General features: G+C 52.5%; 10 protein-coding genes. 9 read left to right on the top strand and 1 reads right to left on the bottom strand.

Annotated elements, in window-relative coordinates:
• The first annotated feature begins 51 nt into the window (after positions 1 to 51).
• From C7T94_RS10990 to C7T94_RS10960, 7 genes are all read left to right on the top strand, one after another.
• Entirely contained in the window at positions 52 to 1,257 is a 1,206-nt protein-coding gene (locus tag C7T94_RS10990; protein WP_107215380.1) for a BT_3987 domain-containing protein, read from the top strand.
• Between the two features lie 68 nt (positions 1,258 to 1,325).
• Complete coding sequence (locus C7T94_RS10985) at positions 1,326 to 3,563, top strand: alpha-N-acetylglucosaminidase (protein ID WP_239494994.1); 2,238 nt, start codon at positions 1,326 to 1,328, stop codon at positions 3,561 to 3,563.
• A 4-nt stretch (positions 3,564 to 3,567) separates the two neighbouring features.
• Positions 3,568 to 5,817 carry an alpha-N-acetylglucosaminidase gene (locus tag C7T94_RS10980; protein ID WP_107216071.1) on the top strand — a complete coding sequence of 750 codons (2,250 nt, stop codon included), beginning with the start codon at positions 3,568 to 3,570 and terminating at the stop codon, positions 5,815 to 5,817.
• An 18-nt stretch (positions 5,818 to 5,835) separates the two neighbouring features.
• The gene (locus C7T94_RS10975; RefSeq protein WP_107215379.1) at positions 5,836 to 6,654 is read left to right on the top strand and encodes an N-acetylmuramic acid 6-phosphate etherase; all 819 of its coding nucleotides are present in this window, start codon (positions 5,836 to 5,838) and stop codon (positions 6,652 to 6,654) included.
• Positions 6,655 to 6,657: 3 nt separating this feature from the next.
• Positions 6,658 to 8,514 (top strand): beta-N-acetylhexosaminidase, encoded by a 1,857-nt coding sequence (locus tag C7T94_RS10970; RefSeq protein WP_239494993.1) that lies wholly within the window; start codon positions 6,658 to 6,660, stop codon positions 8,512 to 8,514.
• A gap of 9 nt (positions 8,515 to 8,523) precedes the next feature.
• Positions 8,524 to 10,176: a hypothetical protein gene (locus C7T94_RS10965; protein WP_162618654.1), complete on the top strand. Its 1,653-nt coding sequence runs from the start codon at positions 8,524 to 8,526 to the stop codon at positions 10,174 to 10,176.
• A 2-nt stretch (positions 10,177 to 10,178) separates the two neighbouring features.
• Positions 10,179 to 11,468 carry a sugar MFS transporter gene (locus tag C7T94_RS10960; protein ID WP_107215377.1) on the top strand — a complete coding sequence of 430 codons (1,290 nt, stop codon included), beginning with the start codon at positions 10,179 to 10,181 and terminating at the stop codon, positions 11,466 to 11,468.
• 60 nt (positions 11,469 to 11,528) lie between these two features.
• On the opposite strand, the gene C7T94_RS10955 is transcribed toward C7T94_RS10960, so the two are convergent.
• Positions 11,529 to 12,440 (bottom strand): SRPBCC family protein, encoded by a 912-nt coding sequence (locus C7T94_RS10955; RefSeq protein WP_107215376.1) that lies wholly within the window; start codon positions 12,438 to 12,440, stop codon positions 11,529 to 11,531.
• A gap of 235 nt (positions 12,441 to 12,675) precedes the next feature.
• Between C7T94_RS10955 and C7T94_RS10945 the strand changes: the two genes are divergently transcribed.
• A complete protein-coding gene (locus tag C7T94_RS10945; protein ID WP_107215374.1) occupies positions 12,676 to 13,491 on the top strand; it encodes a helix-turn-helix transcriptional regulator in 816 nt (271 codons plus the stop codon).
• A gap of 71 nt (positions 13,492 to 13,562) precedes the next feature.
• On the top strand, positions 13,563 to 13,937 hold the full coding sequence (locus C7T94_RS10940) for a VOC family protein (protein ID WP_107215373.1): 375 nt from the start codon (positions 13,563 to 13,565) through the stop codon (positions 13,935 to 13,937).
• Positions 13,938 to 13,986: the final 49 nt, after the last annotated feature.

The raw sequence follows: 13,986 nt of genomic DNA, 5'->3' as shown, positions 1-13,986 counted from the left end.
GTGAAGCCCTTTGCTTTGAGCGGCTTCATCTTCTTTAAATAACTTGAACAGATGAAAAATATATTTCAATGGTTATGCGGCATGGCGGTTATTCTTACCGTTGCCGCATGCAGCAAAGAAGTCCATGTAAACCTGGACATCCCGGGGGCCGATGATTTTCAGCAGCTGTACATGCCGCAGGCAAACCAGAACCCTATACAACGAAGTCTGAGCATTACAGATAAGACCGACACCCTGGTTTACAGCGCTTTTCTCGGCGGCAGCCAGGACAATGCGAAAGATGTCGAACTCAGGTTCGTGGTCGATGCGGCCAAAGTAACTGAGTTTAACGCCAAAAACGGAACCAGTTATGCGCTCATGCCTGCTGGCAGTTACACGCTCAGCAATGAGCAGGCCGTTATAAAAAGCGGCGAAAAGAGTACCGGCGCCCTGCATATCAAACTCAAAACCAAGGGTTTTATGCTTCCTTTTCAAAGCTACCTGCTACCCGTCAGTATAAAAGATGCCAGCGCCCGGATCAATGGTGAACTCAAAACGAGCTATTACCTGATTACGGGATCTTACGCCCCCGGCGAAGTGCCGCGGGAGAAATCCATTTCGTTCGGCGCCGAAGCGGCTGGGAACGTGATGTTTGATTTCGACGGCAAACTGATCAGGAGAACCAGCGAAGGCAACCTTTTGCTTTATCCTGCAAACGTCGACGGCACATTCGGTACACCGGGCCAAATCGGGTCCGGCTGGAACATCTTCAACATGATCTTTTATTATGGCGGTGACCGGCTTATTGCCCGCTGGGGAAGCGGTGCAGGAGACATTGTGCAGTATGCAATAACAAAAAGCGGTGTGATTGGCGGGAGCAAGGGCATTGGCCAGGGCTGGGGCATTTTCAGCAGGATCGTTCCGTTCAAAGGCATGCTGCTCGGTATCGACAACGGAGGCAAGATGACCATGTATCCGCTTGATGCGGCCGGCAACTTTGACTTCGGCAAAATAAAAGATATCGGCTCCGGTTGGAATGCATTTACAACAGTCTTTGCCTACAAAAACAGCCTGATCGCCATCGAGCCGGGGGGCGATATGTACCAGTTCCCGCTGTCAGATACCGGGGAATTTGGTGCCAGGAAGAAAGTAGGCAGCGGCTGGAACATGTACGGTTCAGTGTTTGCAGCAGGCGATGACCTGCTCGCGCTAGACAGCAGCGGAGACCTCTGGCGGTACAAGTTTAATCCAGCAGGATTCTGGCCATTACAAAAGTAACAAACACATACAAATGGCGCCCGGGCATGAGCCCCGGGGCTCATGCCCGGGCGCCGTTCCTACACACCATGAGAAAAACGAGATATATCATTTTGGTCCTGGCGCTTGTTTTGACGGCAACCGCCCAAAACGTTCGGGCATATAACGACAAAGAACTGAACAAAGAAGCCGCATACGGGCTCATTAAGCGGGTATTGCCTGAGCACGCCGGTAAATTCGAGATCGCCTACATTCCAAAAGAGAAAGGCAACGATGTGTTTGAGCTCGAAAGTAAAAACAACAGGATTGTGCTGCGCGGAAACAACGGCATATCGGTTGCCAGTGCATTAAACCACTGGCTCAAGCATTATGCGCATTGTGAAATTACCTGGAACGGAACCAACCTGAACATTCCCGACCCTTTCCCGCAGGTACCTGTAAAAGTCCGCAAACTGACACCGCACGAATACCGCTACTATTTCAATTATTGCACCTTCAATTACACCGCCACCTGGTGGGACTGGAAACGTTGGGAGTGGGAAATCGACTTCATGGCCATGAACGGCATCAATATGCCGCTGGCGCTAACCGGACAAAATTCAATCTGGGACAAGGTTTACCGCAGCATGGGCTTTACAGACAAAGATATGGATGCATTCTTCAGCGGCCCGGCTTACACCAACTGGTTCTGGATGGGTAACCTGGATGCCTGGGGCGGCCCCATGTCAAAAAACTTTATGCAAAAACAGGAAGCCCTGCAGAAGAAAATACTTGAGCGCGAACGGTCTTTCGGCATGACGCCGATTCTGCCATCTTTCACCGGGCACGTACCGCCTTCATTTAAGGACCGCTTTCCCCATATTAAGGTCAACACGCAGCAATGGGGCATCAACGTGGCTCCAGCCTATGTACTGAATCCTGAAACGCCCATGTTCAAAGAGATCGGGAAAAAATTTCTCGAAGAACTGATCAAGACCTTCGGCACAGACCACCTGTACTCGGCAGACACGTTCAATGAAATGACCCCGGTAAGTAACGACTCGACTTATCTGGGCGGCATGGCCCGAAAGATTTATGAGTCTATGGCGGCTGTAGATCCGCAGGCAACCTGGATCATGCAAGGCTGGATGTTCCTGGACCGTCCCAATTTCTGGCAGCCGACGCAAATGAAAGCCTTGTTCAACGCAGTACCGGATGACAAACTCATTGTGCTGGACCTGAACAGCGAATTAAACCCTGTCTGGAGCCGCACAGACGCCTTTTACGGCCAAAAATGGATCTGGTGTATGCTTCACAACTTCGGCGGCCGCATCAGCATGTTTGGCGACATGAACAGCATAGCAGCAGACCCCGCGGCAGCGCTTCAAGCCAGGGGAAAAGGCAATTTATCCGGCATCGGCCTGACCATGGAAGGCATCGAGCAAAACCCCGCAATTTATGCGCTGATGCTGGACCACGTCTGGAACACAGCACCCATTGTGCTGGACGACTGGCTTAAGGCTTATGCAAGAAGGCGCTATGGCCAGAAAAGCCCGGCGGCTGAAAAGGCCTGGGAAATATTGAAAAATACCGTTTACAGTCACCAGCCGTGGTGGGGTACCAACTCGATCATTACCGGACGGCCAACGTTCAGCCCGGCAACTGTATGGACCTATACTGAGATCCCATACAACACCAAAGAACTGCTTGGCGCGTGGAAACATCTCCTTGACGCCTCGGCCGACCTGCGCAATAGCGACGGCTTCAGATATGACATTGTCGATGTGGCCCGGCAGGTACTGGCCAATTATGCCAACGAGCTGCAGCAGGACTTTGCCCGGGATTATGAACAGAAAAACATGGCCGCATTTAACAGGAAGAGCGCGCTTTTCCTCGACCTGATCGACGACATGGACAACCTGCTGTCTACCCGAAAAGATTTCCTGCTCGGTGCCTGGCTCAACAGCGCAAAAGCCATGGGCGACAATGCCCGGGAAAAACAGCTTTATGAGCGCAATGCCAGAGACCTGATTACGCTATGGCTGGATAAGGACTGCAACATTCATGAATATGCCTGTAAAGAATGGGCCGGCATGCTTAAAGGATTTTACAAACCGCGGTGGCAGCAGTTTTTTGCAGAAGTTCAAAAGCAGGCCGCTGCAGGCAAACCAATTGATCAGAAACGGTTTGAGGAGGAGATCAAAAACTGGGAATGGAAATGGGTTAACGCTACCGAACCTTATACCGACAAACCCAAAGGCGATGCGGTTGCTGTAGCCAGGGCACTGTATACAAAGTACAGCAACAGGGTTGAACAGGCCTACACACAAAACAAACACACAAAATAACGATATGAAACAATTAAAACTCAGCATCCTGCCCTGGCTTGTCGCCTTGTTGTTGTTCTCCGCAACAAAAACCCTGGCACAGCCTGCCGGCACAGCCGCTAAACTGAATGAAAAGGCCAGTTACGACCTGATCAAACGGATCCTGCCCGCGTATGCCGACCGGTTCCTGGTAGAAGAGGTTCCCGCAGACCATGACAAAGACGTCTTTGAACTTGAAACAAAGGGCAATAAGATCGTATTAAGGGGGAACAATGGTGTATCGGTAGCCAGCGCGCTGAACCACTGGCTCAAGAACTACGCCCATTGCGAAATTAGCTGGAACGGAACCAACCTGAACATTCCGAAACCGTTTCCCATGGTACCCGCAAAGGTCAGAAAAGCAACACCACATGACTACCGGCATTACTTAAACTATTGCACCATCAACTACACCTCGTCCTGGTGGGATTGGAAACGCTGGGAATGGGAGATCGACTTTATGGCGCTTAACGGCGTGAACATGCCGCTTGCCATGATCGGACAGAACGCCTTGTGGGACCGCGTGTACCGCAGCATGGGTTTTGATGATAAGGATATGGACGCCTTCTTTACCGGCCCGGCCTATTTCATGTGGTTCTGGGCGGGCAATATAGACGGGCTGAACGGGCCGCTGCCTAAAAGCTGGATGAGCAGTCACGAAGCCCTGGAAAAAAAGATCCTGGCAAGAGAACGTGAACTGGGCATGAAACCCATCCTGCCTGCTTTCAGCGGACACGTGCCGCCGACCTTTAAGTCGCGTTTCCCCAACGCGAAGGTTGATAAACTGAACTGGGAAGGCCGCTTTGCCGATACCTATGTGCTGCATCCGGACGATCCGCTCTTCCAGCAGATCGCAGACAAATTTATGGCAGAGCAGGATAAAACTTTTGGCAATGCCGACCACCTGTATGGTGCAGATACATTTAACGAGATGTACCTGCCGTATACCGATACGGCCTATGTACGGAAAATCGGCACTGCCGTTTATCAGGGCATGGCCAAGGCCGACCCCAAAGCCGTATGGGTCATGCAGGGCTGGATGTTCTGGGACAAACGCGACTTCTGGAAACCTGATGTGGTAAAAAATTACCTGAGCGGCGTGCCAGACGACAAACTGATCATACTTGACCTGTTTGCCGATGAGCAGCCGATCTGGACCAAAACCGATGCGTTCTGGGGGAAACAATGGATCTGGTGCATGCTGCACAACTTCGGCGGCAGAAACCCGCTGTTCGGTAACCTGGACTATATCGGGCGCGAACCTGCAGAAATGGTACACGATCCCAACCGTGGCCGCTTATCGGGAATTGGGCTTGTACCCGAGGGTATTGAGCAAAACCCCGTCATTTATTCGCTTATGCTGGAACATGTCTGGAATGACCGGCCCATCGATGTAAAAAAATGGCTGGTCGATTATACCAGGAGCAGGTACGGCAAACGCCATCCGGAGACCGAAAAAGCCTGGTCGGTGCTGCATAAGACGGTGTATGCGCAGGAGGGAAGTTACGAGACCATCATTTCGGGCCGCCCGACCCACGAACCGGATGCGGGCTGGACCATTACTGCGCTGCCCTACGATGCTGACAAACTTTTGCCCGCATGGACACACCTGCTGAATGCGGCCGATGCATTCAAACAAGTAGATGGCTACCAGTACGACCTGGTCAACGTAGGTCGCCAGGTCATGGCCAATTACGCAACCGCTTTACAACGCCAGTTTGCGAAAGACTTTAAACAGAAAAACCTTGCTGCATATAAACAACGTACGGCAGCGTTTATGACCCTCATCGCTGACATGGACAAACTGATGGCTACGCGCCCGGATTTTTTGCTGGGCAAGTGGCTCAATGATGCCAAAAAATGGGCAACCAATGAAAAAGAAAGCCGGCTGTACGAAATGAACGCCCGCGACCTCGTTACCCTTTGGGGCGGCAAAGACGCATCGTTGCATGAATACGCTAACAAACAGTGGTCGGGCCTTTTCAACGGCTTTTATGGCAAACGGTGGCAGCAGTTTTTTGCCGCGACGACGGCTGCACTTGCGCAGAGAAAATCGTTCGACCAGGAAGCGTTTGAAGAACGCATTAAAGACTGGGAATGGAATTGGGTAAACGGCCGCGAGCAGTATGCAGATAAACCAGCAGGCGATCCGGTCGCAGTTTCCCGGGAGATGTACAAAAAGTACGCTGCAAAAATTGCCAGAATCTATAGTGAAAATCCTCAATTAAAAAAATAACCCCTAAGAGAACATTAAATGACCAGAATTACAGAACAATCATCCCGATACGATAACCTGGAGACAAAATCAGTTGAAGAACTTACGCGTTACATAAACCAGGAAGACGCGAGGGTTGCGGGCGCCATCAAAGAAGCGTTACCTCAGATCAATGCACTGATTACACAGATTGTCAGCAAATTATCTGCCCACGGGCGGATGTTTTACATCGGTGCCGGAAGCGGCGGCAGGTTATCGGTGCTCGATGTGATCGAGCTGCCCACGACCTATGGCGTAGAACCAGGCCGTGTTAACGCCATCCTGGCCGGCGGCGCCGACCGCCTTGTCGAGGCCCTGGAAGAAAAGGAAGATGATGTGAACGAGGCCTGGGCGAAACTTACTGAAGCAAACATCTCGCCGGCTGATATTGTGGTAGGTATCTCCGCAAGCGGAAGTACACCTTTCGTGCTGGAAGGATTAAAAAAATGCCGGGAAAATCAGATCACCACCGGCTGTATTGTCAGCAATCCTGACTCGGTTATCGCCGCCCAGGCCGACTACCCGGTAGAAGTCATTACCGGTCCGGAATTTATTACCGGCAGCACCCGCATGAAATGCGGAACGGCCCAGAAAATGATCTTTGACATGATTTCGACCACCACCATGATCAGACTGGGCCGCGTGCAGGGCAACAGCATGGTCAACGTGAAGCTCATCAATGATAAGATCGTAGACCGCGCGGTGCTGATGCTGATGAACAAATCGGGAATAAGCAATTACGCCGAGGCGAAAACGCTGCTGCTCCAGCACGGATCAGTTAAAGCTGCGCTTGAAGCTTTTGCACCCAAATACATCTAAATCATGGGTATGCCATATGTTTTCAGGATCATACTCCTCGTGCTGCTGGGCGTGCCCCTGGCCCTCCGGGCTCAGTCGGAAAAAGAAAAGCTGGGGGTCATTCCCGCGCCGGCCGAGGTCAGGATGGCCGCCGGTTTTTTCAGAATCGACAGCCGGACCAGGTTATGGTACAGCGATGAGACGGCAAAAAAAACTGCGGTCCAGCTGAACGATTACCTGCAGAAAAACCATGGACTGACCCTGCAGTTAAAGCAAGGTCAGGGTCAGGCTCAGGGCAATACCCTGGCCTTTTCGACAACTGCCAGCCTGGGGCCCGAAGCCTATACACTGCAATCAGGACCTGGCGGCATACGCATCAGCGGTGACGCTGCCGGATTGTTCTACGGACTGCAAACGCTGCTGCAGATGTGCAGCAAAACCGGCGGGCAGTTGCGTGTTGCCGCTGCAGAAATATCAGACAGACCGCGTTACGCGTTCAGGGGCATTATGCAGGATGTTGGTTACCATATTTACCCGGTTTCATTTATAAAAAGCCAGATCGATATGCTGGCGAAATATAAAATGAATGTTTATCACTGGCACCTGACAGAAGACCATGGCTGGCGCATCGAGATCAAAAAATACCCGAAGCTGACCAGCATAGGTGCGTACCGGGAAAGCACACAGATCAGCCACTATACAGACTCGCTGACCGGGCAGGATCACCAGCCCTACGGCGGCTTCTATTCGCAGGACGAGATCAGGGACGTAGTGGCCTACGCCGCTGCGCGAAATGTGACGGTTATCCCCGAGATCGAACTGCCTGGCCACTCGCTGGCGGCTTTGGCTGCCTACCCTGAAATGGCCTGCGGCGACAAGCCCGGTCCGTTCAAGGTGGCGCAGAACTGGGGCATTTTTGAAGACGTGTATTGCGCAGGGAAGGAGCAGACCTTTCACTTCCTGCAGGATGTGCTGACCGAAGTGATGGATCTTTTCCCCTCCAGGTACATCCACATCGGCGGCGATGAATGCCCAAAAGAGCGGTGGAAAGCCTGCAAATATTGCCAGCAGCGCATTCGGGCCGAAGGCCTGAAAAATGAATTCGAGCTGCAGAGTTATTTTGTGAAGCGCATCGAGCGCTTTGTCAATGGCAAAGGCCGCCAGATCATCGGCTGGGACGAGATTCGTGAAGGCGGCCTGGCCCCGAATGCAACTGTTATGGCCTGGCGAAGCATTGATGAAGGGATCAAGGCTGCCCAGGAGAACCATGATGTCGTCATGGCACCGATGTCGCATGTTTATTTCGATTTTCTGCAGGGACCCCGCGACCGGGAACCGTTGGCCATTGGCTGGGGTTTTAACCCTGCAGAGCGCGTTTATGCCTATGACCCAACGCCGGCGCAGCTGACTGCAGACCAGAAAAAACACATTATTGGCGTAGAAGCACCCATCTGGACGGAACACATGGACACGCACCGAAAGGTGGAATACATGCTTTACCCGCGCCTGATGGCGCTCGCTGAAATTGCATGGACATTTCCGGAACGAAAAGACTCGGTCGATTTTTTCGAGCACAGGTTGCCAAAACACCTGGCCGAGCTTGATCAGTCTGACATTGTGTACCGCGTGCCAGGGCCAATCGGGCTGCGTGACACCACCCTGCAAGGCAGTAAATTTACGATCAGCCTCAGGCCACCTGTTTCCGGCGCCAAGATCTATTATAATTTTGACGGCCAGGATGCCCGGGAAACCGATTATCTCTACGAAAAACCCTTCGACGTGATCCTGAAAAAAGGGGAGAAGCGGCAAATGAAATCTGTCGTCGTTACACCTTCAGGCAAACGCAGCGCCGGCACAACCACACTGTTCAGGAACCCATAAATGACCACAATGAACAAACTGTTTATTTTAACCCTGTTCATCTCATCCAGCCTGTTGCAGGGTCTAATCGGCCGTGCACAGACACAGGCGGTTTATCAGGCCGGGAGCGCAACGGTCAGCCTGGAACCAGGCCCAGCAGATTTTTCCCTGGCCCTTGCTGGCTACGGTTTCCCGAGGGGTGGCCGGTTCAGCATAGACTGGAAAGCTGCCTCATTGCCACTCAGCAAATTCAAGTCCGGGAAAACGGGAAAACGCTGGAAGGCCGTTGCCCTTGCGAACCATTTTCCCACCGGCACGATCAGCGTAACTGCCTATAAAAACAGGCTCCTTGCGCTGACGGCAAATGATGAACTGTACCGGCTGGATGCCGGCAACCTGAAAGGTGAATGGATTCGGTTTGCTGCATTCAACGGTTCAGGGTATGATGTCCATTTACAGTCCATCACGATCCACAGCGCAACGCTGTATGGCTTGAGCAAAGACGGCAAAGTCTACCGTGCCGGTCACCAGAGTTCGGCAGATCTTTCTGCCCGCGCACTCGCCATTAGCCAGGGCAAATCGGCCATTGTCATGGTAGGAACTGATCTTTGCGGTTTTAACCATGATTTCATAAATTCGATAAAACAGGAGGCGTACCGCCGGCACGGCCTGAACCCGGAAGCTTTGCTGATCAATGCCTCGCATACGCACTTTGCGCCCGCTACGCAGGACTGGACAACATGGGGCAGTCACCAGCTGCCCGACACAAATTACCTGAACGGCGTGGTGCGCCCGGCCATACTCAAAGCCATTGCACTCGCGCTGAAAAACAGGAAACCTGCATGGCTCTCTTTCGGCAGGGGTAAAACTGACATCGGACATAACCGCACCCTGCCAGGTAGCGATGCGCCTTATGACAATGACCTCGATGTGCTGCAGGTAGAACGCACCGGCGACCATTCAAAATCGCTCGTGTTTTTAACAGGCTGTCATCCCGTATTCAAAAATGAAGGTGCGGAAGGTTTTACGCTCAGCGCAAATTACCCCGGCATAACCCGGGCGCTGCTGCAGCAGGAGGCCGGCATCGGCGATGCCCTGTTTTTGCAGGGGTGCGGCGGCGACATCAACCCGGTCAGTACAGACCATGTTAAAACGGGTACCGACCTGGCGGCTAACGTCAGGTCCATTTTGCGGCAGCCGATGCAGCAGATCAGCGGCGGGATCAATTTCCACGTCGACTCCGTCCAGTTCCCTGTAAAACCCTGGAGCCGCGAACAAATTGCCGCGTTCCGGAAAGAGAACGACAATGGCCGCGGCGACGTGACGGCGGAAAAAAATGTTCGCTGGTCCGACCTGATGACCAGGCTTGACCAGCAGGGCCGCATGCCGCGCACCATGCCCGTGTACATGCAAACGCTCAATATTGGCAACTGGAAACTTGTCGGCATTTCGCGTGAAACCGTAACCTCTTACAGCCTTGCCGTAAAACAGTTGTGGCCGGGTAAACTGGTCAGCGTTGCCGGCTATTGCAACGACGTTTCGAGTTACCTGCCTACATCCAGGCACATTAGCGCCGGCGTTTACGAAGGCAACGATTCCTTTTTCTGGTACGGACAGCCTTCCGTCTTTCCCCTGAATGTATTTGAAACCATCATCAAACAGATCAAAGCCAACAACCATTAAGCATGGCAAACAAACCCGGACTTAACCCGCTCGTCATTATCGGCATTCTATTTTTTATTTTTGGCTTTGTTACCTGGCTGAGTTCGGTACTGATCCCTTACCTGCAGCTGGCCTGCGAGCTCAACAATTTCCAATCGTACCTCGTGGCTTTCGCCTTTTACATTTCTTATTTCCTGATGGGCATTCCTTCGGGCTGGATACTGAAAAAAACGGGCTTCAAAAACGGGCTCGCTATTGGCCTGCTCCTCGTCGCGGCCGGTTCACTGCTGTTCATCCCCGCAGCAATGGCACGGTATTACCCGCTATTTTTGTTTGGGCTGTTTGTTCAGGGCGCCGGTCTCACCATCCTGCAAACCGGGTCCAATCCTTATGTGGCCATACTTGGCCCCAAAGAAAGCGCTGCCAGGCGAATCAGCTTTATGGGCATTTGCAACGGGGTGGCGGGTGCCCTGGCGCCGGTTATACTTGGCGCCGTGATTCTGAATGATGCAGATGCGCTGACAGCCAGATTGAAGACGCTGAATGCGGTGCAGAAGACGGCAGAACTGGATGCCCTGGCAAACAAGGTCATCGTGCCATACCTGGTCATTACCGCGGTCGTATTCCTGCTGGCCATACTCATCAGGTTGTCCGGTTTGCCCGAAGTGAATGAGGAGGATATCGAAGAAGAACCGGCTTCGGACCGGCTGGCGGCAAAAACCTCGATCATCCAGTTCCCGCATTTGCTGCTCGGTGTATTTATTCTTTTTCTGTATACGGGGGTAGAGGTCATTGCGGGCAACAGCATCATCGGCTACGGCGCTTTCCAGGGCATACCGATTGCTACGGCAAAGTTTTTCACCTCATTTACACTGATCAGCATGCTCGGCGGTTACCTGATCGGGATCATCTGCATTCCACGGTTCTTTAGCCAGGAAAGTGCCCTCAAGATCTCGGCCGTGCTCGGCGTTGTCTTTTCGGTCGCGGCAGTTTTCACCGGCGGACTCAGCTCGGTTGTTTTCGTAGCCCTGCTTGGCCTGGCCAATTCGCTGATGTGGCCTTCAATCTGGCCCCTGGCCATAGCAGGACTTGGCAGGTTTACGAAGACCGGTTCTTCACTGCTGGTCATGGCCATTTCAGGTGCGGCGTTGCTTCCCCTGTTGTATGGTTACCTGGCAGATCAGATCGACCCGCAGCAGGCCTACTGGATGGCTGTACCCTGTTACCTGGCCATCGGCTATTATGCCGTGTCCGGTCATAAACTGGGCAAAACGCCGGCAGGACAGGCCACCGGTAAGCAGCGTTCGGGGTAAATAAGTTCAGGCCCTGACCAGAAACAACCCGTAAAAGATGTCCGTCAGCAGGTACGGCAACTAACCGATTGCCGGATAGGGAGTCCCGGTGCCTGTTTCGCACAGGGCTTTCAAGCTGCCCAGGAACAAAGCCCAGGCATAACTACAGGAAGCAAATTCATCGCTGTAATCCTTCCAGCCTTCATGACGAAAAAGAAGGATCGCGCCTTGTTGATGAGGCACGGTTTCAAAGGTAACGGTCGTTCCAATCCACTCATGATAGGCCTGCAGGCAGTGCCATTTCACCTTGCTGTAGGGCTTTAGCTCAACTACTTCCATCTCTTTAAAGTAATCGTCAAAAACAAAGCGGGCTATACTTCCGACTTGGGGTTTCGCCATGGTATCGGGTGTCCACCAGCCGGCCAGGCCATCCTGCGTGCTGAGCGCGGCAAATACCTTTTCTACGGGAACCCCGATCAGCAGCCGGTGGCAGATGCTTTTTGCAGACCCCGTATGCCCTGCCGGGGTTGCCGGTTCAGGGTCCGCAGTGTCAAGCGGGGTTGGGCTTCCTTTGCCTGTTTCGATCAGGTTTTTAAGGCTGTCCTGGATGTAATGTGTCCAGGCATCGTGACAGATCTGGAAACACTCGAAAGCCGGAACCAGGCCTTCGTGAGTAAAACGCAGCACGGTGCGGTCGTCCTGCTTTGAAATGTCGAAAATGATATTGGTTCCCGTCCATTCCGTTTCGTCTGTCGTAAACTTGAAATAATTGTCGATAACATGCCAGACCATTCTCTGATCAGGTTTAAACGTTGTTATCTGCATCTTTGCGCGGTGAACGTCCTGGTAGTGGTATGTAAATTCGCCATTGGCCCGGTCGGTATGGCCTGAAACATTTTCTGACCACCAGCCGCGAACATGGCTGATGGCCTGGAAAACCTCCGCGGGCGTAGCCGCTACAGTAATGGTGGTGCTGAAATCCTCGTTTCTCATCGTTTGTTTTAATTGTAATTACGATCTGCGTGTATCGCCATGCTAAATTACAGTTGCCAAAGCCTGGCCGGCAGACGGCAGCTGGACAACATAAGGGGCCGATATGGACAAAATTCAACGCACAGCTTGTCCCGGCCAGCTGGAATGCCGGCCGAAACGGGTGGCCTGCACAACAGGGTCGTCAACAAACATATTTTTACCTTATTTTACACCTCAAATAACCCCTTAAACAGGCATGAACTTCCGGATAATTGAGCCAGGCAGTGATCTGTCAGCGCTCGTCAAATGTTACTGGGTACTGGAAAGCAGCAAAGAACAGACGCCACAAAAAAATACGATCGTGCCAGACGGCTGCATGAAGATGATTTTCCACTATGGCGATCCTTACCGGCATTTAAGCGATACGCACAACAGTGTCCTGCTGCCGCGGTGTTTTGTGATCGGGCAGTTGACCAAGCCATACCTGGTACAGCCCACAGGGAAGACGGGTACCTTTTTTGTGTGCTTTCATCCGAACGGGTTTTTACCATTCTCATCCATGCCGATCAAAGCCATGGAAAACACAGCGGTTCCGCTGCTTACGCTATTCGGGAAACAGGGACAGCAACTTGAGCACAGAATTCTGGCGGCCCAAACTGCTGAAGAGCGGATTGACCTGGTCGAGCCCTTTCTGCTTGGCCGCTTAACCGATACGCGGACAGTTGACCACCTGATTCGCTCAGCGGTCGAGACTATACTGACCGCCAATGGCCAGCTTTCGGTCAATGCGCTCTCCAGCCAGGCCCACACCCACCGCAGGCAGCTTGTCAGGAAATTTGCTGCAGCCATCGGCTTAAGTCCGAAACAGCTTTCGAAAACGGTCAGGCTTCAGGCTGCTTTGAAGACATTGCTTACTGAGGATGTTCCCAGCCTGACCCAATTGGCCTATCAAAACGAATATTACGACCAGGCCCACTTTATCAAAGACTTCAGGGAGTTTACCGGACTTACGCCCAAAGAGTTTTATGGCGACCGCCTCAAGATGTCGCTGATCTTTGACACGGTATCTTAGCGCTGTCCCGTTTTTACAATTTCAGCACAGAAATACCATGCAGTTTTGCCGGCGAACTTAATTTTTTAACAATGAAAAATGTAAATCCAGTGGGCTGGTTCGACCTCTATGTCGCTGACCTGGCCCGGGCAAAAAGATTCTATGAAACTGTGTTCTCGATTCAACTGTCTGACCTGCCGCCCGAATGGGGCAGGCAGGCGATGTTTCCTGCAGATGAACAGGGTCTGAACATTTCGGGTGCACTCGTCGAAAAAACGGCACAGCATGCGGCCGGAAACAACACGGTCATTTATTTCGTAACCGACGATTGTGTGACCGAAGAGGGTCGTGTCGAAGCGGCCGGCGGTAAAATTCTGCAATCAAAAATGGCCATCGGCGAGTATGGTTTCATGTCGCTCGTCATGGATACAGAGGGCAACACAATCGGTCTTCATTCCCGGCAATAAACCACCGGCGACAGCGAAACCACTTTGCTGTCGCCAATCTATAAGGCGG

This window comes from Pedobacter yulinensis, assembly GCF_003029735.1.
GTDB classification, from domain to species: domain Bacteria; phylum Bacteroidota; class Bacteroidia; order Sphingobacteriales; family Sphingobacteriaceae; genus Pedobacter; species Pedobacter yulinensis.
Note: the sequence above shows the minus strand (reverse complement) of the source record. Positions and strands in the feature narration are given on the sequence as shown.

What these genes read in the sequence shown, in the direction of transcription:
- C7T94_RS10970 (WP_239494993.1), top strand. Translation starts at nt 6,658, where the DNA reads ATGGGTATGCCATATGTTTTCAGGATCATACTCCTCGTGCTGCTGGGC.
- C7T94_RS10945 (WP_107215374.1), top strand. Translation starts at nt 12,676, where the DNA reads ATGAACTTCCGGATAATTGAGCCAGGCAGTGATCTGTCAGCGCTCGTC.
- C7T94_RS10960 (WP_107215377.1), top strand. Translation starts at nt 10,179, where the DNA reads ATGGCAAACAAACCCGGACTTAACCCGCTCGTCATTATCGGCATTCTA.
- C7T94_RS10965 (WP_162618654.1), top strand. Translation starts at nt 8,524, where the DNA reads ATGAACAAACTGTTTATTTTAACCCTGTTCATCTCATCCAGCCTGTTG.
- C7T94_RS10990 (WP_107215380.1), top strand. Translation starts at nt 52, where the DNA reads ATGAAAAATATATTTCAATGGTTATGCGGCATGGCGGTTATTCTTACC.
- C7T94_RS10985 (WP_239494994.1), top strand. Translation starts at nt 1,326, where the DNA reads ATGAGAAAAACGAGATATATCATTTTGGTCCTGGCGCTTGTTTTGACG.
- C7T94_RS10940 (WP_107215373.1), top strand. Translation starts at nt 13,563, where the DNA reads ATGAAAAATGTAAATCCAGTGGGCTGGTTCGACCTCTATGTCGCTGAC.
- C7T94_RS10980 (WP_107216071.1), top strand. Translation starts at nt 3,568, where the DNA reads ATGAAACAATTAAAACTCAGCATCCTGCCCTGGCTTGTCGCCTTGTTG.
- C7T94_RS10955 (WP_107215376.1), bottom strand. Translation starts at nt 12,440, where the DNA reads ATGAGAAACGAGGATTTCAGCACCACCATTACTGTAGCGGCTACGCCC.
- C7T94_RS10975 (WP_107215379.1), top strand. Translation starts at nt 5,836, where the DNA reads ATGACCAGAATTACAGAACAATCATCCCGATACGATAACCTGGAGACA.